General features: G+C 72.9%; 15 protein-coding genes. 8 read left to right on the top strand and 7 right to left on the bottom strand.

The genetic code is table 11. The annotated features are described in order from the left end of the window. Window positions 1-18: 18 nt before the first annotated feature. Together RBJ77_RS56285 and RBJ77_RS56280 are read right to left on the bottom strand one after the other, a co-directional pair. Window positions 19-2,487, bottom strand: a complete 2,469-nt coding sequence (locus RBJ77_RS56285) for a helix-hairpin-helix domain-containing protein (RefSeq protein WP_372352087.1) — start codon at window positions 2,485-2,487, stop codon at window positions 19-21. Beyond that, window positions 2,484-3,467 (bottom strand): aldo/keto reductase, encoded by a 984-nt coding sequence (locus tag RBJ77_RS56280; RefSeq protein WP_372352086.1) that lies wholly within the window; start codon window positions 3,465-3,467, stop codon window positions 2,484-2,486. Before RBJ77_RS56280 ends, RBJ77_RS56285 begins: the two co-directional genes overlap by 4 nt. A gap of 143 nt (window positions 3,468-3,610) precedes the next feature. On the opposite strand from RBJ77_RS56280, the gene RBJ77_RS56275 reads away from it, so the two are divergent. Both RBJ77_RS56275 and RBJ77_RS56270 read left to right on the top strand, forming a co-directional pair. After that, on the top strand, window positions 3,611-4,666 hold the full coding sequence (locus RBJ77_RS56275; protein ID WP_372352085.1) for an LLM class F420-dependent oxidoreductase: 1,056 nt from the start codon (window positions 3,611-3,613) through the stop codon (window positions 4,664-4,666). Window positions 4,667-4,916: 250 nt separating this feature from the next. Further along, window positions 4,917-5,705 carry a ferritin-like domain-containing protein gene (locus RBJ77_RS56270; protein WP_372352084.1) on the top strand — a complete coding sequence of 263 codons (789 nt, stop codon included), beginning with the start codon at window positions 4,917-4,919 and terminating at the stop codon, window positions 5,703-5,705. Between the two features lie 12 nt (window positions 5,706-5,717). On the opposite strand, the gene corA is transcribed toward RBJ77_RS56270, so the two are convergent. Next, on the bottom strand, window positions 5,718-6,719 hold the full coding sequence (corA, locus tag RBJ77_RS56265; protein ID WP_372352083.1) for a magnesium/cobalt transporter CorA: 1,002 nt from the start codon (window positions 6,717-6,719) through the stop codon (window positions 5,718-5,720). A 62-nt stretch (window positions 6,720-6,781) separates the two neighbouring features. On the opposite strand from corA, the gene RBJ77_RS56260 reads away from it, so the two are divergent. The 5 genes from RBJ77_RS56260 (at window position 6,782) to mshC (ending at window position 10,810) form a co-directional block, all read left to right on the top strand. Continuing rightward, window positions 6,782-7,468, top strand: coding sequence for a histidine phosphatase family protein (locus RBJ77_RS56260; protein ID WP_372352082.1), 687 nt, complete (start codon window positions 6,782-6,784; stop codon window positions 7,466-7,468). Between the two features lie 102 nt (window positions 7,469-7,570). After that, the gene (locus RBJ77_RS56255) at window positions 7,571-8,161 is read left to right on the top strand and encodes a DUF3090 domain-containing protein (protein WP_372352081.1); all 591 of its coding nucleotides are present in this window, start codon (window positions 7,571-7,573) and stop codon (window positions 8,159-8,161) included. Then, window positions 8,125-8,961, top strand: coding sequence for an SCO1664 family protein (locus tag RBJ77_RS56250; protein WP_372352080.1), 837 nt, complete (start codon window positions 8,125-8,127; stop codon window positions 8,959-8,961). The genes RBJ77_RS56255 and RBJ77_RS56250 overlap by 37 nt, the downstream gene beginning before the upstream one ends. Window positions 8,962-9,018: 57 nt before the next feature. Beyond that, a complete protein-coding gene (locus tag RBJ77_RS56245; RefSeq protein ID WP_372352079.1) occupies window positions 9,019-9,468 on the top strand; it encodes an SRPBCC domain-containing protein in 450 nt (149 codons plus the stop codon). A gap of 112 nt (window positions 9,469-9,580) precedes the next feature. Then, a complete protein-coding gene (gene mshC, locus RBJ77_RS56240; protein WP_372352078.1) occupies window positions 9,581-10,810 on the top strand; it encodes a cysteine--1-D-myo-inosityl 2-amino-2-deoxy-alpha-D-glucopyranoside ligase in 1,230 nt (409 codons plus the stop codon). Between the two features lie 106 nt (window positions 10,811-10,916). Here the strand turns inward: mshC and RBJ77_RS56235 are convergent, their stop codons facing one another. Both RBJ77_RS56235 and RBJ77_RS56230 read right to left on the bottom strand, forming a co-directional pair. Further along, complete coding sequence (locus RBJ77_RS56235) at window positions 10,917-11,570, bottom strand: hypothetical protein (RefSeq protein WP_372352077.1); 654 nt, start codon at window positions 11,568-11,570, stop codon at window positions 10,917-10,919. A gap of 38 nt (window positions 11,571-11,608) precedes the next feature. Further along, window positions 11,609-13,354, bottom strand: coding sequence for a S8 family peptidase (locus RBJ77_RS56230; RefSeq protein ID WP_372352076.1), 1,746 nt, complete (start codon window positions 13,352-13,354; stop codon window positions 11,609-11,611). A 286-nt stretch (window positions 13,355-13,640) separates the two neighbouring features. Between RBJ77_RS56230 and RBJ77_RS56225 the strand changes: the two genes are divergently transcribed. Beyond that, window positions 13,641-14,603, top strand: coding sequence for an SMP-30/gluconolactonase/LRE family protein (locus RBJ77_RS56225; protein WP_372352075.1), 963 nt, complete (start codon window positions 13,641-13,643; stop codon window positions 14,601-14,603). A gap of 40 nt (window positions 14,604-14,643) precedes the next feature. On the opposite strand, the gene RBJ77_RS56220 is transcribed toward RBJ77_RS56225, so the two are convergent. Beyond that, window positions 14,644-15,609, bottom strand: a complete 966-nt coding sequence (locus RBJ77_RS56220) for a PAC2 family protein (RefSeq protein WP_372352074.1) — start codon at window positions 15,607-15,609, stop codon at window positions 14,644-14,646. 160 nt (window positions 15,610-15,769) lie between these two features. After that, complete coding sequence (locus RBJ77_RS56215; RefSeq protein WP_372352073.1) at window positions 15,770-16,441, bottom strand: FadR/GntR family transcriptional regulator; 672 nt, start codon at window positions 16,439-16,441, stop codon at window positions 15,770-15,772. Between the last annotated feature and the right edge of the window lie 51 nt (window positions 16,442-16,492).

Genomic DNA, 16,492 nt, shown 5'->3' with positions numbered 1-16,492 from the left:
ACCCGGCGGGACGGCTGCCTACGCCCCCGGAACCTGGGCCGCGACCAGCGACTGCAACCGCGTCGTCCGCGGCTTCGCCGCGACCTCGGCGACCGCCCGCGGCAAGGCCGAGTCGACCCCGTGCACCACGGACAGGTGCCGCTCGCCGCGCCCGAACGCCGTGTACACCCAGGGGCGGCTCAGCGCCTGCGTCGCGTCCCCGGGCAGCACCACCACGGCCGCCGGCCAGCGCAGCCCCACGGCCTGGTGCCCGGTCACCGCCCAGCCGTGCCGCACGGCCCGCTCCACCTGCTCCTTCGGTACGACGACGGGCTCGCCGTCGCACTCCAGGCGCAGGCCCTCCGCGTCGGCGCCGACGACCCGGCCCGGCCGGATCCGCCCGGGCCCGGCCACGTGGACCACCCGGTCCCCGGGGTCGAAGCCGCCGAACCGGCCGGGGCCGGGGTTCAGCCGCCCCTTCAGAGCCGCGTTCAACGCGCGCGTCCCCGCCGCTCCGCCGTGCCCCGGCGTGATGACCTGGGTCTCCTCCGTGGGCACCCCGATGGCGCGCGGCACCGAGTCGGCGACCAGCTGCACGGTGCGGTGGATCGCCTCGGCGCCGTCCCGCACCGGCACGATCACGACTTCCTTGCCGGGCGCCTCCACCTGGTTCAGCTCACCGATGCCGATGCCGGAGACCAGCTCGCCGATCGGGCCGAAGTCCGGGGTGCGGGAGGCGATCCGCGGGCAGATCCCGGCGGCCAGCAGATCGGCGAAGACCCGGCCGGGGCCCGCCGACCACAGCGTGCCCGGGTCGCCGCTCAGCACCAGGCCGGTGCCGTCGGCCAGCAGCTCCACGAGCATCGCGGCGCCGTCCACGTCCAGCTGCGGGGCGTCCAGGACGACCAGCAGGTCGAGGGCCAGGGCCCCGTCCGCGTCCCGGCCAGGGCCCTGCGCCTGGGTGAGCAGCCCCTCGACGGTGGCCGTCGCGGTCTCCGGGGCGTCGGGGCCCAGGAGCGCGGCGGCCCGGCGCCGCCCGTCCGCGCTGTGCGCGGCGACGCAGACGCGCCGGCCCAGCCGGGCCGCGGCGGCCGCGGTGGCCACCGGCTCCGCGCGGGAGGCCTCGCCGCCGGTGTGCAGCACGAGCCGGTGGGTGTCGAGGGCCCTGATCAGCTCGGCCGTCGTACCGCCCGCGGCGACGGCGGCCTCCTCTCCGGCCTCACCGAACGAACCGCCGTCCTTGGGCGCCGAGTTGATCAGCCGGGCGAGGCCGTCGGCGAGGCTCTCCTCAGCGAGCGCGTACCGCTCCAGGCCGACGAGGACCCGGACCGGACGCTCGGCCTCCGCGCCGTCCTCGTCCTCGTCCCCGTCCGGGACCGGCTCGCGGGCGGGCGCGGGTGCGTCGTCGAGCGCGTCCTGGAAGAGGATCGCGTCGCCCTCCGCGGCGGCGCTCTGCACGGCCGCCTCGGGGTCGGGCACGCCCCGCTTGCCGAGGGCGTCGGCCAGCACGGGCAGGTCGAGGGCGGTGTGACCCGCGACGGCGGCCTGCTCCAGGAGCCAGACGGTGACGGCGCGGCCCCTGCGCTCGTCCTCGGGACCGCACTCGGCGCCGAGGAGCGCCCGGGCGAACCCGTCCGCCTGCTCCGGCCGCACACCGCTCACCCGCAGCAACTGCCAGGGATCCGCGCGCAGTTGCTCGTCCGCGTCCTCGCCCAGGGCCGAGGCGGCCCCCGCGGCGAGGGAGTCGGGCGCCCCGCCGGCCACGAGGACGGCCCGCACCGCCGCCACGACCCCGGCGTCCGGGCCCGCGTCGACGACGGGCGCCGGCCTGCGCACCGGCTCGGGCGCGACGGCCCTGCGCGGCTCGGGCACCGGCTCCGCGACCACGGCGGCGACGGGCTTCTCGCCGCTCTCCACGGCGCGCACGGCGGCCAGCAGATCCGCCGCCTTCCCGCTCAGCTTCGCCCCGGCGTCGATCGGTCCTTCCTTGGCGGCCTTCCGCTGCGCGATCCGCTCCCGCAACTCCCGCTGAGCGGCAATCTCGGCCTCGGCCTCGGACACCTGGGCGCCACCTTCGCCTTCGGTATCGCCCCCGACCGCCTGGGTCGCGCCTTCGCCTTCGGGATCGTCGCTGGCCGCCTGGGTCGTGCCTTCGCCTTCGGGATCGTCGCTGGCCGCCTGGGTCGTGCCTTCGCCTTCGGGATCGTCGCTGGCCGCCTGGGTCGTGCCTTCGCCTTCGGTCTCGGCCGCCTGCGTCGCGCCTTCGCCTTCGGTCTCGGCCGCCTCGTCGGCGCTGTCGGCTCCTGCCTCGGCCGAGTCGGCCCCGACGACCGACTCCTCCCCGTCACCGGTCTCCGAAGACCCGCCCGCCCCGTCCCCCGAGTCCCCGGCCTCGGCCGCACCGGCGGCCTCGGGCGACGGGCCCTCGCCGGCCGGCGTCTCCGTGTCCGGCCCGGCGTCGGGGCGGGCCCCCGACTCGTTCTCCGCGGCAGCGGACTCCGTACTCACAACGTGCTCCAGTCCTGATCGGGATAGCGGTGCACGGGCGCCGACACGTCGTCGAGCGCCTGGCAGATCTCGTCAGGAAGACTAAGGGCCTCCACTGACAATGCCGCCGTGAGCTGCTGCGCGTTGCGCGCGCCGACGATCGGCGCGGCCACCCCTGGCCGGTCCCGCACCCACGCGAGAGCGACCTGCAGCGGTGTCACGGCGAGCCCGTCCGCGGCTATCGCGACCGCGTCCACGATGTGCCCCGCCGCCTCGTCCAGGTACGGCGCGACGAACGGCGCCATGTGGTCCGAGCCGCCCCGCGAGTCCGCCGGCGTGCCCGAGCGGTACTTGCCGGTGAGCACGCCCCGGCCCAGCGGCGAGGACGGCAGCAGACCGATGCCCAGGTCCAGCGCGGCGGGCAGCACCTCCCGCTCCACCCCCCGCTGCAGCAGCGAGTACTCCATCTGCGTACTGGCGAGCCGGGTGCGCACCCCCGGCACCGCGAGCTGCCAGGTCCCGGCCTTGGCCAGCTGCCAGCCGCAGAAGTTCGAGACGCCCGCGTAGCGCGCCCGGCCGCTGCTCACCGCGATGTCGAGGGCCTGCAGCGTCTCCTCGAGCGGCGTCTCCGTGTCGTACGCGTGGACCTGCCACAGGTCCACGTAGTCCGTGCCGAGCCGGGCCAGCGAGGCGTCGAGCGCGGCGAGCAGATGGCCGCGCGAGCCGTCGAAGCGACGGTCCGGGTCGGGCACGCTGCCCGCCTTGGTGGAGATGACCAGATCCCGCCGCGGGACCAGGCCCTCGACGAGCCGGCCGAGCAGGTACTCCGACTCCCCGTCCCCGTACACGTCCGCCGTGTCGACGAGCGTGCCGCCCGCCTCCCAGAACGCCTTCAACAGATCGGCGGCGTCGTGCTCGTCGGTGTCCCGGCCCCACGTCAGGGTGCCGAGCCCGATCCGGGACACGCGCAGGCCGGTACGGCCGAGATGCCTCTGCTCCATGGGCGCTGAGATTACTGGCCGAAGGTCAGGATGGGGGCCCCTGTGGATATCTCTCGCCCGGGCCGCCGCGTTAAGGTGCCCGGCAAGAGACATTACCGATGGGTAATCCAGCGGTCCCGCACGCCGTCTAAGGGGATGTGGCAATGAAGCTCGGCATCAATCTCGGGTACTGGGGCCTGGGAATGGACACCGACAACCTGGCCGTCGCGAAGGAGGCAGACCGACTCGGATACGCGGTGTGCTGGGCGGCCGAGGCCTACGGTTCCGACACCGTCACCGTCCTCTCGTTCGTCGCCGCGCAGACCGAGCGGATCGACGTCGGCTCGGCCATCATGCAGATCCCGGCCCGCCAGCCCACGATGACGGCGATGACCGCCTCGACCCTCGACACCCTGTCCGGCGGCCGCTTCCGGCTCGGCCTCGGCGTCTCGGGCCCGCAGGTCTCCGAGGGCTGGTACGGCGTCAAGTTCGACAAGCCGCTGGCCCGCACGCGTGAGTACGTCGACATCGTGCGCAAGGCCATGAGCCGCGAGCGGGTCGCCTACGACGGCGCGCACTGGACGCTGCCGCTGCCCGACGGCCCCGGCAAGTCCCTCAAGCTGACCGTCCACCCGACGCGGGAGCACATCCCGCTGTACATCGCCGCGATCGGCCCGAAGAACCTGGAGCAGACCGGCGAGATCGCCGACGGCGCCCTGCTGATCTTCCCGTCCGCCGAGCACCTGGAGGAGACGGCGATCGCGCCCCTGCGCGCGGGCCGCGAGAAGGCCGGCAAGACGATGGAGGGCTTCGACGTCTGCCCGACCGTGCCGATCGCCGTCGGTGACGACAAGGACGTGACCGCGCTCGCCGACACGTTCCGCCCCTACACCGCCCTGTACGTCGGCGGCATGGGCAGCGCCAAGCAGAACTTCTACAACCAGCTCGCGCAGCGCATGGGGTACGAGAAGGAGGCCGCCGAGGTGCAGGGCAAGTACCTGGCGGGCGACAAGGACGGCGCCGCGGCGGCCATCCCGCACCAGCTCATCGACTCCACCACGCTGCTCGGTTCCGTGGACCGGATCGCGGACGGGATGCGGGCCTACGCCGCCGCCGGCGTCACCACGCTGACGCTGTCGCCGGCCGGCTTCACGCTCGACGAGCGGCTCGCCTCGCTGCGGGCGGGCGTGGAGGCCCTGGAGCGCGCCGGACTGGCGTAACCGCAGAGGCGCCCGGGAGCGCGGGGGAGAGGGAAGTTCTGCGGCCGTGGTGGGGGCTCGGGGGGTCTTCCCCGCCACGGCCGTCACGGGGAACAACGCGTCACCGGGCGCGCGGTTACGCCTCTGTTCCCAGTCCCGGGTCCTCCGTTCGGCCGAGTTGTCCTCCACACCTGTTGCCCGTCCACGCCCACCGCATTTGACTCGTTCTTTGCGGACCCACGGAGTCCTGCGTGGAGGCATGGAGGTAAGGATGCTGTCGGCCAAGAGCTTGTTCCAGGAGATCCTCGACAACGACGAGTCGTTCCGGCTGTTCTGTTCCGTCGCGGCCAGCGGCGAGTCCCAGGGTGGCTGGGAGAACGGCCGCATCGCCGCCCTGGTGCCGGAGAGCCAGCGCGCGCTCGCGCCCAAGGTGGCCCGGCACGGCGCCGACGAGGACAAGCACGGACGCATCTTCAACGCCCTGCTGAAGAAGCGCGGCCTGGACCCGGTCCCCGTCCCCGACGACGCGGACTACACGATGCTCCTGGAGCGGCACGGCATCGGCCTCGCCCACGAGCGGCTGCGGCGCGACGAACCGCTGTCCGTACAGGACGTCGTCACGTACCTGGCGCACAGCAGGGTCACCGAGCAGCGCGCCTCGGAGCAGATGCAGCTGCTGCGCAAGCACTTCGCGCGCCATCCCGACATCGGCCGCGCGGTCAAGATGATCTCCAACGACGAGGACAACCACCTCGCCTACTGCCACGAGGAACTGCTGCGCCTCGCCCGCGCGGGGCACGGCCGCACCATCCAGCGGATCCTGCGCGAGTGCGCCCTCGCCGAGATCGCGGTCTACCGGGACGTCAGCCTCGCGGTCATGGACCACATGGGCCGGGTCCTCGGCTGGTCCAGGGCGAAGGCGTCCCTGCTCGCCGCCGGGATCCACGCCGTGTACGCGTACGAACGGCTCGGCGGCTGGCGGCGCATGGTGTCCCTGAGGATGCCGGAGCGGCGCGACGCGCTCGGCGGGCCCGCGACGACGTCGGTGGAGTTCGCCTGACCCGCGCGGCGGTCAGAGCCACCCGCGCCGCTTGAACAGCCGGTACAGGAACAGCTCCAGGACGGCCATCAGCAGGATCACCGCCGGATACGACCACATCCAGTGCAGCTCGGGCATGTGGTCGAAATTCATGCCGTAGACACCCGCGATCATCGTGGGCACCGCGGCCATCGCGGCCCACGCGGAGATCTTCCGCATGTCGTCGTTCTGCCGCACGCTCATCTGCGCGAGGTGCGCGGAGAGGATGTCCGAGACCAGCCGGTCGAGGCTGTCCACGTACTCGTTGACCCGGGTCAGGTGGTCGTTCACGTCGCGGAAGAACGGCTTGGCGTCCTCGTTCACGAACGGCACCGCCGACAGGCCCCACGGGCCCACGCCGGCGAGCCTGGCCAGCGGCAGGGCCAACGGTCCCGTGGCGCGCCGGAATTCGAGGATCTGCCGCTTGAACGTGTAGATCCGCGACGCCGTGTCCCGTGAACCGCCCTGGTCCGGCGAGAACACCTCGGCCTCCAGCTCCCCCAGGTCGGTCTGGAGCTCGGCGGCGACCTCCAGATAGTGGTCGACCGTGGCGTCGGCGACCGAGTACAGCACCGACGTCGGCCCGTGCGCGAGGAACTCCGGATCGTCCTCCAGACGCTGTCGTACGGCCTTCAGGGGCGCGCCGTCGCCGTGCCGCACGGTCACCACGAACGAGTCGCCGAGGAACAGCATCAGCTCGCCCGTGGACACCTTGTCGCTCTTCGGCTCGTACACGACCGGCTTGAGGACCACGAACAGCGAGTCGTCGTAGACCTCCAGCTTCGGCCGCTGGTGCGCCTTCAGGGCGTCCTCGACGGCCAGCGGGTGCAGCCCGAACTCCTGGGCGACCTTGTCGAACTCGTCCTCGGTGGACTCGTGCAGACCGATCCACACGAACGCGTCGCCCGTCGCCCGCGCCTCGTCGAGGGCGTCGGAGAAGTCGTCGGGGCCCTCGGTACGACGCCCGTCCTTGTAGATGGCGCAGTCGACGATCATGACTGGCATTCTTCCCAGGGGGCGGCCGGGCCGCACTTCCTCGTGCGCCTAGGCTGGCCCGTATGCCCACGCTGATCCTCGTCCGGCACGGACGCTCCACCGCCAACACCGCGGGTCTGCTCGCCGGGTGGACCCCCGGCGTGGCCCTCGACGAGCGCGGCACCGCGCAGGCCGCGGGCCTGCCCGGGCGGCTGCGCGAGCTGCCGATCGCCGAACTCGTCACGAGCCCGCTGCAGCGCTGCCAGGAGACCGTCGCGCCGCTGCTCGCGGCCCGCCCGGGACTGACCGCGCACACCGACGACCGCATCGGCGAGTGCGACTACGGCGACTGGTCGGGCCGCAAGCTCGCCGAGCTCGCCGACGAACCGCTCATGCAGGTCGTCCAGCAGCACCCGACGGCCGCCGCGTTCCCCGGCGGCGAGTCGATGCGGCAGATGCAGCACCGGGCCGCCGAGGCCGTACGTGAGTGGAACGCGCGCGTGGAGCGGGATCACGGCGCGGACGCCGTGTACGTGATGTGCTCGCACGGCGACATCATCAAGTCCCTTGTGGCGGACGCCATCGGGCTGCATCTGGACCTCTTTCAGCGGATCTCCGTAGAGCCGTGTTCCATCACGGCGATCCGTTACACCCGGCTGCGCCCCTTTCTCGTACGCCTCGGCGACACGGGGGACTTCGCGTCCCTGGCGCCGCGCGACGAGCCCGCGGGGCCGGACGCACCCGTCGGAGGTGGCGCGGGCGCACCGTGATCGTCCGCCGCAGTAGGGTGAAGCACCTGTAAGCACAGTGGGGTCCGGTCGTCGATCGGCCGGGCCCGGCCAGTCGATCCCCAGATCCCATGGAGACAGGACGTGTCCCGTCAGGTGTTCCTCTACGACCCACCGGAGCGTTTCGTGGCCGGTACGGTCGGGCTCCCCGGGCGCCGCACCTTCTTCCTGCAGGCCTCGGCAGGAACGCGGGTCACCAGCGTGGCCCTGGAGAAGACCCAGGTGGCCGCGCTCGCGGAGCGCATGGACGAACTGCTCGACGAGGTGGTGCGGCGCAGCGGCGGCAACACTCCGGTGCCCGCCATGGCGCCCACCGAGGTCGCCGACACGGCGCCCCTCGACTCGCCCGTGGACGAGGAGTTCCGGGTCGGCACGATGGCGCTCGCCTGGGACGGCGACGAGCAGCGCATGATCGTCGAGGCGCAGGCCCTCGTGGAGCTGGACGCCGACTCCGAGGAAGATCTGGCGGAAGCCGAGGAAAGGCTTCTTCAGGACGAGGAGAACGGCCCGCCGATGCTCCGCGTCCGGCTCACCGGGTCCCAGGCCCGGGCCTTCGCCAAGCGGGCCCTGGACGTCGTGAACGCGGGCCGCCCGCCGTGCCCGCTCTGCAGCCTGCCGCTCGACCCGGAGGGACACGTATGTCCGCGCCAGAACGGATACCGGCGCGGCGCGTGAGCACCCGCGACCCCGAGCTCCTCGCCCGCGGCGAGCTGCACGTCAGGGGACAGATCCGCGAGGCGTCGAACGCGGTCCTGCTGTGCACCGTCAAGGACGGCGACCGCGAGGCCACCTGCGTCTACAAGCCGGTGCGCGGCGAGCGCCCGCTGTGGGACTTCCCGGACGGCACGCTCGCGCAGCGCGAGGTCGCCGCGTACGAGGTCTCCGAGGCGCTCGGCTGGGGCCTGGTGCCGCCGACCGTGCTGCGCGACGGGCCGTACGGCGAGGGCATGTGCCAGTGGTGGATCGACACGCCCGAGGAGCCCTCGGACGGCGACGGGCTGCTCGCGCTCGTCGACGGCGAGGAGCCCGGCGAGGGCTGGAAGGCCATCGGGTTCGCCGAGGTGGCCGAGGGGCGCACCGCGCTGCTCGTGCACGCCGACGACCCGCGGCTGCGGCGGCTCGCGGTGCTCGACGCCGTGATCAACAACGGCGACCGCAAGGGCGGGCACCTGCTGGTCGACGAGGAGGGGCGGCTGTACGGCATCGACCACGGCGTCACCTTCAACGTCGAGGACAAGCTGCGCACGCTGCTGTGGGGCTGGGCGGGGGAGCCGCTGACCGAGGAGGCCACCGGCGCGCTGGAGGCGCTGCGGGACCGGCTGCGGGAGGGCGAGCCGCTCGCGCTGCGGCTCGGCGAGCTGATCACCGCGGCCGAGCTGGACGCCGTACGGGAGCGGGTCGCGGCCCTGCTGAAGTCCGGGCGGCACCGGGAGCCGAGCGGCGAGTGGCCGGCGATCCCGTGGCCACCCGTCTGAGCTGCGGATTCCCGGGCCCGGGGGCGGTTGTCCGGGAGGCGGGCTACGTTCGGAGGCATGACCAGGCTGATTGTCGAGGACCGGATCGACCGCCCCGTGAAGGACGTGTTCAACACGATCGTCACGCCCGAGGGGCTGTCGAGCTTCTTCACGGCGGAGGCGTCCGCCCCCATGGTGCCGGGCACGACGGTGACCTGGCGGTTCGGGCACGTGGACGCGACGTTCGACGTGCAGATCGGCGAGATCGAGACGGATCGGCTCATCAGCTGGAGCTGGCCGGGCGGTGACGTGACCATCGAGCTGGCCGCTCTTGAGACGTCCGGCGCTGCCACCCGGCTGACGATCACCGAGCAGCCGATGCCGGAGGGGACCGAGGGCGCGGCCCGGGCGGTCGGGCAGACGCAGGGCTGGACGTACTTCGTGTGCGGCCTGCGCGCCCACCTGGTGCACGGCATCCGCCACTTCGGCCTCTCGGACTCCATCCGCGCGACCGTCGTCGATGCCTAGGGCCTGGGAGACAGGCCCTAGCCGCCCCGCCGGGTGGGCGCAAGAGCGCCTCGTCGGCCATCGGACCCGGTCCGGTTCGTATACGGACGCACCGTCCGGTTAGGCTCATGACATGCATGCCTGGCCCGCTTCTGAGGTCCCCGCCCTGCCTGGCAAGGGCCGCGACCTGAGGATCCACGACACCTCGACCGATGGGCTCGTCACCCTTGCCCCCGGTCCCGTCGCCCGTATCTACGTGTGCGGCATCACGCCGTACGACGCGACCCACATGGGTCACGCGGCGACCTACAACGCGTTCGACCTCGTGCAACGCGTGTGGCTCGACACCAAGCGGCAGGTCCACTACGTCCAGAACGTGACGGACGTCGACGACCCCCTGCTGGAGCGGGCCGTGCGCGACGGCATCGACTGGGAGGGCCTCGCCGAGCGCGAGACCGCCCTGTTCCGCGAGGACATGACCGCCCTGCGGATGCTGCCGCCGCAGCACTACATAGGCGCCGTCGAGGCGATACCCGGCATCGTGCCGCTCGTCGAGCGGCTCCGTGACACGGGTGCCGCCTACGAGCTCGACGGCGACATCTACTTCTCCGTCGAGGCCGACCCGCACTTCGGGTCCGTCTCGAACCTCGACGCCGCGGCGATGCGGCTGCTCTCCGCCGAGCGCGGTGGCGACCCGGACCGTCCGGGCAAGAAGAACCCGCTCGACCCGATGCTGTGGATGGCCGCCCGCGAGGGCGAGCCGAGCTGGGACGGCGGCTCGCTGGGCCAGGGCCGCCCCGGCTGGCACATCGAGTGCGTGGCCATCGCCCTCGACCACCTCGGCATGGGCTTCGACGTCCAGGGCGGGGGATCGGATCTGGCCTTCCCGCACCACGAGATGGGCGCCTCCCACGCGCAGACGCTGACCGGCGACTTCCCGATGGCCAAGGCGTACGTGCACGCCGGGATGGTCGCGCTCGACGGCGAGAAGATGTCCAAGTCCAAGGGGAACCTCGTCTTCGTGTCGCAGCTGCGGCGCGACGGCGTCGACCCGGCCGCGATCCGGCTCGCGCTCCTCGCCCACCACTACCGGGCCGACTGGGAGTGGACGGACCAGGTGCTCGCGGACGCGGTGGCCCGGCTCGGCCGCTGGCGGGCCGCCGTCTCCCGGCCCGACGGACCGTCCGCCGAGGCGCTCGTCGAGGAGATCCGCGAGGCTCTCGCCAACGATCTGGACGCCCCGGCCGCTCTTGCCGCGGTCGACCGCTGGGCCGCGCGACAGGACACCGACGGCGGTACGGACATCGGCGCCCCCGGTGTCGTGTCGCGCGCCGTGGACTCCCTGCTGGGCGTGGCGCTGTAGTCACCGGGACGCGAGGCGACACGAGAGAGGGGCGCTTCCTCCGCGCGGAGGAAGCGCCCCTCGTGTCACCTGTTGCGGTCGGATCCGGCTCGCCGGATCCGGTGGATCAGATCTTGCGCACGTGGATGCTGCGCAGGACCTGCTGTGAGTTGGAGTCCCAGATGCCGACGACCTGGTGGCCGAACGCGAAGGCCTCCTGGACCTGGTCGTGCGTCTGGGGGTTGGGGTTGGCGAAGATCCTGAACTGGCCCTGGATGCGCAGCGCGATGAGGCTGGGCTGCCCGGGCAGCGGCTGCACGACGTCGATGTAGGCGTCCGCGATGCCGGCCTGCAGCACCTGCTGCTGGACCTGCTGCTGAGCGTGCTGCACCGCGATCTGGGCGATCTGGTGGAGATGCTGCTGGACCTGCTGCTCGACCTGCTGCTGCTGGCCACCCATCTGCTGCTGGCCGCCCATCTGCTGCTGGCCGAGCTGCTGGAGCAGACCCTGGAAGGGCTGCTGCTGGCCGAGCTGCTGCAGCTGCTCGAGCGAGCCGCCCATTCCCATCGGCTGCTGGCCGTAGCCCTGCTGGCCGAACGGTTGCTGCTGGCCGTAGCCCTGCTGACCGAAGGGCTGCTGCTGTTGCTGCTGGCCGAAGCCCTGCTGGCCGAACGGCTGCTGCTGGCCGTAGCCCTGCTGGCCGAACGGCTGCTGCTGCTGGTAGGGCGACGTGCTGGGGAACTGCTGCCCCTGCTGACTCATCTGGGGGGTGATGCTCATGCGGGTGCCACCTTCCATCGATGGTCGGCTGTGTTGCGTCAGCCGGTGACGACGAGACCGACGACCTCGTCGTCCGAGAACCAGACACGTACGTCGGGCCGTCCCCCCGCGAAGGCGGCATGCACCGCCTGGCGGATCTCGGGGGACGGGTTGCTCAGATTGCGCCAGGTGCCCGCCACGAACAGGCGCAGCCGGGGCGGGAGTTCGGGCGGATACGGGATGAGCTCGTCCCAGTACCGTTCCGCCTGGCCCGAACCGACCGTGGAGGGCAGCAGGTTGGTGACCGCCCCCCTCAGGTCGGGGCGGTTGCCGATCCGCTGGGAGGCGGGCCGGCCGGGGGCGTCCTGCTGCGGTGAGCCGGTCGCCCGGAGCACTTCGCGCGCCCGCTGCGACGTCATCGGGCGCTGGCCGCCCGCCTTGAGCATGCCCTGGAGGGCGGCCAGCGCGCCGACGACCACCGGGGAGGCGGACGAGGTGCCGGAGAAAGTATCGGTGTACCAGGCGATCTCCTCGGTGCCGCCCTGCAGGTCGCCGGGCTGGTTCCAGGAGCCGCCGGTGGTGGTGACCTCGCGGCCCCAGCCCTGGGCGTCCAGACGGGCGCCGTAGTTGGAGAACGCGAGGCGTGAGCGGTCGGGCCCGTGGTCGCGGCCGTGCGTGCCGGGCGGCGGCGCGCCCGCGCCCACCAGGACCGCGCCCGAGGCCCGGTTCGACGGATTGAACGGGTTGCGCCACCACTCGGGGAACTCGTGCGGACGCCGCTCGTACACCGCGTCGTCGAGCGACTCGGCGCCGTTGCCCGCCGCGCCCACCACCACGATGCCCTTGGCCGTCGCGTACTTGACGGCCGCGTAGTCGTCCGGCCACCACTCCAGGGCGATGTAGCCGCGCTGGTCGTCCCTCGGCTGGAAGTCGAACCGCGGTCCCGGCCGGTGCAGTTCGATCAGCACGATGTCACCGGGGCCCAGCCGCTCGGCCGCCGCGTGGATCGCGGCCGCCGTGCCCACGCCCTGGAACGAGGCCGCCGCGGTCACGGCCTCCGGGACGATGCCGGTGACGCCGCGCTCGTTCCGGTCGCCGCCGATCACCCCGAGGACCGCCGTGCCGTGGTTGCGCCACGCCACGTCCGAGATCGGCGTGCCGACCACGATGCCGGCCAGCTTCGCCGACAGGTCCTCGTGCCCCAGCTGCCAGGCGCCCTCCACGTCGATGACGCTGATGCCCTCGCCGTTCCCGCCGAGCCGCTGCCACGCCCACTGGGCGTCGATGCCGGCGGGTGCCGGGCCCAGGTAGCCCTGCCGGCCGGTGAAGTCGGGGGTCGCGGCCGCCTTCTCCTTCATCCGCCGCGCCTCGTCGAACTCCTCCGGGGACCCGTGCGTCGCCGCGGGCACCGCGCCCGGCTTCACGTACGCCGTCACGATCTCCGGCAGTGCCGCGATCCGCGCCCGCAGCTCCTGCGCCCGGTCGGTGCCGCCGCGCACCCGGTAGAACAGTGCCAGATCGGGGAAGTCGGCCCCGGCCGCCGACGCCTCCGAGATGCCCCGCAACCGCTCCTCGCTGCCGAACAGCGGCTCCAGTGCCAGCTGTTCGTCGCCGAGGAACATGTTCAGCGCCGACACGTCGGCGCCCGCCGCCGAGCGGACGCCGTCCGCCTGGACCCGCAGCCGGGCCTCCGGCCGCGCCAGGACGATCAGTTCCTCTTCCGCCCCGCTGTACGTGAAACCGGATCCGTCCGGTCCGGGACCCGCCGCCCCCGGGCCTCCCGGCTCTGCGTGCTGGTCGCTCATCGGTTCACAGCTCCCCTCGCCACATCTGGTCGTCCGGGTCTGTCTGTGCCGCCCTCGTCGGGGCACAACCTGGCACGGCCGGGCCCGCCCGTCCACCCTCCTCCGCCAACTAGGTTTGAAATCAGGCTGACTTGGGAAGCCCCTGCATTCCGACCGGAAACAGTTGTCCCGCCGCAAACCGGCCAAAGCCTGCGGGGTCCGGTGTCATGTGGTGGGGTATGAGCGTCTGTTGACCCTTTGACCGAGTGGCGCGCGAGTGCCCCGGTCCTTCGCGGAAGGACGCTCCATGCACCGTTCCTTCGCACGTAGATCGTTTCTGGTGGCGGGCGCCGCGGTGTCCGCCGGACTTGCCACGGGCACCGCCCGGGCGGCCGATTTCCGTACACAGGGCGGGAGTTGGCCCACCGGGTTCCCGTTGCCCGGCGGATTCCAGCCGGAGGGCATCGCCATCGGCGGCGCCCCGTACGCGTACTTCGGGTCGCTGGCCGGCGGCGACCTCTACCGGGCCTCGCTCGCCACCGGGGCCGGCGCCGTCGTGCCGAGCGGCCTCGGACCGGCGCACCCCACTGCCGGGCTGAAGATCAACGACCACGGCAGGCTGTACCTCGCGGGCGCGGCCAGCCGGGAGATCCGGGTCGCGTCGGTCCGGGGCGGACGGCTGCGGATCGAGCGGACGTACGTCGTCGGGTCCGAGGGCACGATGGTGAACGACGTGGTGCTCACGCCCGGCGCCGCGTGGTTCACGGACTCGTACAAGCCGCAGTTGTACGGGGTCGCGCTCGGGGCGCGGGGAGAGCCCGGGCGGAGCTGGACGCTGCCGCTCGCGGGGGAGTGGGAGCAGGGACCGGACTTCACGGCCAACGGGATCGCGCGCACGCCCGACGGGCGGGGGCTCATCGTCGTCAACACCGTCGCGGGTGGCGGGAGCCTGATGCGGGTGGAGCCGCGGACCGGGGTGGCGCGGGCGGTCGACCTGGGCGGGGCGACCGTGCCCAACGGTGACGGGATCCTGCTGCTCGGCCGGATCCTGTACGTCGCGCAGCAGTGGCAGAACGCGATCGACGTGTTCCGGCTCGACGCGGCGGGCACCCGGGGCGTGGCGGTGGGGCGGATCACGGATCCGCGGTTCCGCATCCCCACCACCATCGCGGCGTACCGGGACCGGCTGTACCTGCCGAACGCCCGCTTCGACGTGGAGGCACCCACGCCGGAGACGGACTACGACGCGGTCGCCGTGGCCCGGCTGTAGCGCCCGGCCCCGGCACGCGGCACCGGGCGGCGCCCCGCGGTCAGTCCTCCGGGTCCTCGCCCTCCGGGCGGGGTGGCTTCGGGGGGCGGGTGCGGCCGCTCGGGTTGTCGCGGAGGTACGTGGAGCTGTCGCCGCCGTCAGTGGCGTGGCCGCCGGGCGACGTGCCCGGGTCCCGGCGGCGCAGATAGCGCTCGAACTCGCGGGCGATCGCCTCGCCCGAGGCCTCGGGGAGCTCCGCGGTGTCGCGGGCCTCCTCGAGGCTCTGCACGTACTCGGCGACCTCGCTGTCCTCGGCCGCCAGCTGGTCCACGCCCAGCTGCCAGGCGCGCGCGTCCTCCGGCAGCTCGCCCAGCGGGATCCGCAGGTCGATCAGGTCCTCCAGGCGGTTCAGGAGGGCCAGCGTCGCCTTCGGGTTCGGCGGCTGCGACACGTAGTGGGGGACGGCCGCCCACAGGGAGACCGCCGGGACGCCCGCGTGCGTGCACGCCTCCTGGAGGATGCCGACGATGCCCGTCGGACCCTCGTACTTCGTCTCCTCCAGGTCCATGCGCGTAGCGAGATCGGGATCGGACGTCACTCCCGACACCGGGACGGGGCGCGTGTGCGGGGTGTCGCCGAGCAGTGCGCCCAGGACGACGACCAGCTCGACACCCAGCTCGTGGGCGAAGCCCAGCAGCTCGTTGCAGAACGAGCGCCAGCGCATGGACGGCTCGATGCCCCTGACCAGGACCAGGTCGCGCGGCTTGTCGCCGCCGATGCGGATCACCGAGAGCCGCGTCGTCGGCCAGGTGATCTTGCGCACGCCACCGTCCAGGAAGACCGTGGGACGGTTGACCTGGAAGTCGTAGTAGTCCTCGGCGTCGAGCGCCGCGAACACCTCGCCCTTGAACTCCTTGTCGAGATGCGCGACCGCGGTGGAGGCGGCGTCGCCGGCATCGTTCCAGCCCTCGAACGCGGCCACCATGACCGGGTCGACCAGCTCGGGTACCCCCTCGAGCTCGATCACCCAGGGCCTCCTTCCGACGTGCCCTCGCGTACCTGCCCACCTTACGGCGTCCGCGGGGACCCTCCGCAGTCCCCTTGCGGCTCTGCGCTGCCCCCAACCCTGCCCCGGCGCGGAGCCGTCCACTCCACCCGTTGGGCTCGATCGACCGGGGCACGAGGGTTCAGAGCGTGGAGCGCAGCCACTGTTCGACGCTCGCGATGTGCACCGTCGCCCACGACCGCGCGGCCTCCGCGTCGCCGTCGCGCAGCGCGGCGAGGATCGCCCGGTGCTCGTGCAGGGTGCGGCTGACCGCGTCCTCCTGGGTCAGCCCGCGCCAGATGCGGGCCCGTGTGGTGGGCCCGGAGAGGCCGTCGAGGAGGGAGCAGAGCACCGAGTTCCCGGACGCCTTCACGATGCCGCGGTGGAAGTCGAGGTCGGCGGCGACCAGCTCCTCCACCGACGGCTCGGGGCCGAGCGCGTCCAGCTGCGCGTCGAGCTTGTCGAGCTGGTCAGGGGCGATGAGCGTGGCGGCCATCGCGGTCGCGGCCGGCTCCAGGATGCGGCGGACGGCGAGGAACTCCAGGACCGTGTCGTCGCGGTGGAAGTCGACGACGAAGCTGAGCGCCTCCAGCAGCAGCTGCGGGTCGAGACTCGTCACGTACGTGCCGTCGCCCTGGCGGACGTCGAGGATGCGGATCAGGGAGAGCGCGCGCACCGCCTCGCGCAGCGAGTTGCGGGACAGTCCGAGGTCCGCCGCGAGTTCGCTCTCCTTGGGGAGCCGGTCGCCGGGGCGCAGCGCGCCGGAGACGATCATGCCCTTGATCTTCTCGATGGCCTCGTCGGTGACAGCCATGCGGACCCCCGCCTCATCCAACCGGGGCGCCGTCGCCGTACGCCCAAGACA

Origin of the sequence: Streptomyces sp. KL116D (genome assembly GCF_030766975.1) — a bacterium.
Classification (GTDB): domain Bacteria; phylum Actinomycetota; class Actinomycetes; order Streptomycetales; family Streptomycetaceae; genus Streptomyces; species Streptomyces longispororuber_A.
This window is presented reverse-complemented; position numbering and strand designations above follow the sequence as displayed.

Excerpts from the sequence above, each read along its gene's own strand:
- corA (WP_372352083.1), bottom strand. The coding sequence starts at position 6,719 with ATGATCGTCGACTGCGCCATCTACAAGGACGGGCGTCGTACCGAGGGC.
- RBJ77_RS56235 (WP_372352077.1), bottom strand. The coding sequence starts at position 11,570 with ATGAGCATCACCCCCCAGATGAGTCAGCAGGGGCAGCAGTTCCCCAGC.
- RBJ77_RS56270 (WP_372352084.1), top strand. The coding sequence starts at position 4,917 with ATGCTGTCGGCCAAGAGCTTGTTCCAGGAGATCCTCGACAACGACGAG.
- RBJ77_RS56215 (WP_372352073.1), bottom strand. The coding sequence starts at position 16,441 with ATGGCTGTCACCGACGAGGCCATCGAGAAGATCAAGGGCATGATCGTC.
- RBJ77_RS56280 (WP_372352086.1), bottom strand. The coding sequence starts at position 3,467 with ATGGAGCAGAGGCATCTCGGCCGTACCGGCCTGCGCGTGTCCCGGATC.
- RBJ77_RS56225 (WP_372352075.1), top strand. The coding sequence starts at position 13,641 with ATGCACCGTTCCTTCGCACGTAGATCGTTTCTGGTGGCGGGCGCCGCG.
- RBJ77_RS56260 (WP_372352082.1), top strand. The coding sequence starts at position 6,782 with ATGCCCACGCTGATCCTCGTCCGGCACGGACGCTCCACCGCCAACACC.
- RBJ77_RS56275 (WP_372352085.1), top strand. The coding sequence starts at position 3,611 with ATGAAGCTCGGCATCAATCTCGGGTACTGGGGCCTGGGAATGGACACC.
- RBJ77_RS56250 (WP_372352080.1), top strand. The coding sequence starts at position 8,125 with ATGTCCGCGCCAGAACGGATACCGGCGCGGCGCGTGAGCACCCGCGAC.
- RBJ77_RS56245 (WP_372352079.1), top strand. The coding sequence starts at position 9,019 with ATGACCAGGCTGATTGTCGAGGACCGGATCGACCGCCCCGTGAAGGAC.
- RBJ77_RS56230 (WP_372352076.1), bottom strand. The coding sequence starts at position 13,354 with ATGAGCGACCAGCACGCAGAGCCGGGAGGCCCGGGGGCGGCGGGTCCC.
- mshC (WP_372352078.1), top strand. The coding sequence starts at position 9,581 with ATGCATGCCTGGCCCGCTTCTGAGGTCCCCGCCCTGCCTGGCAAGGGC.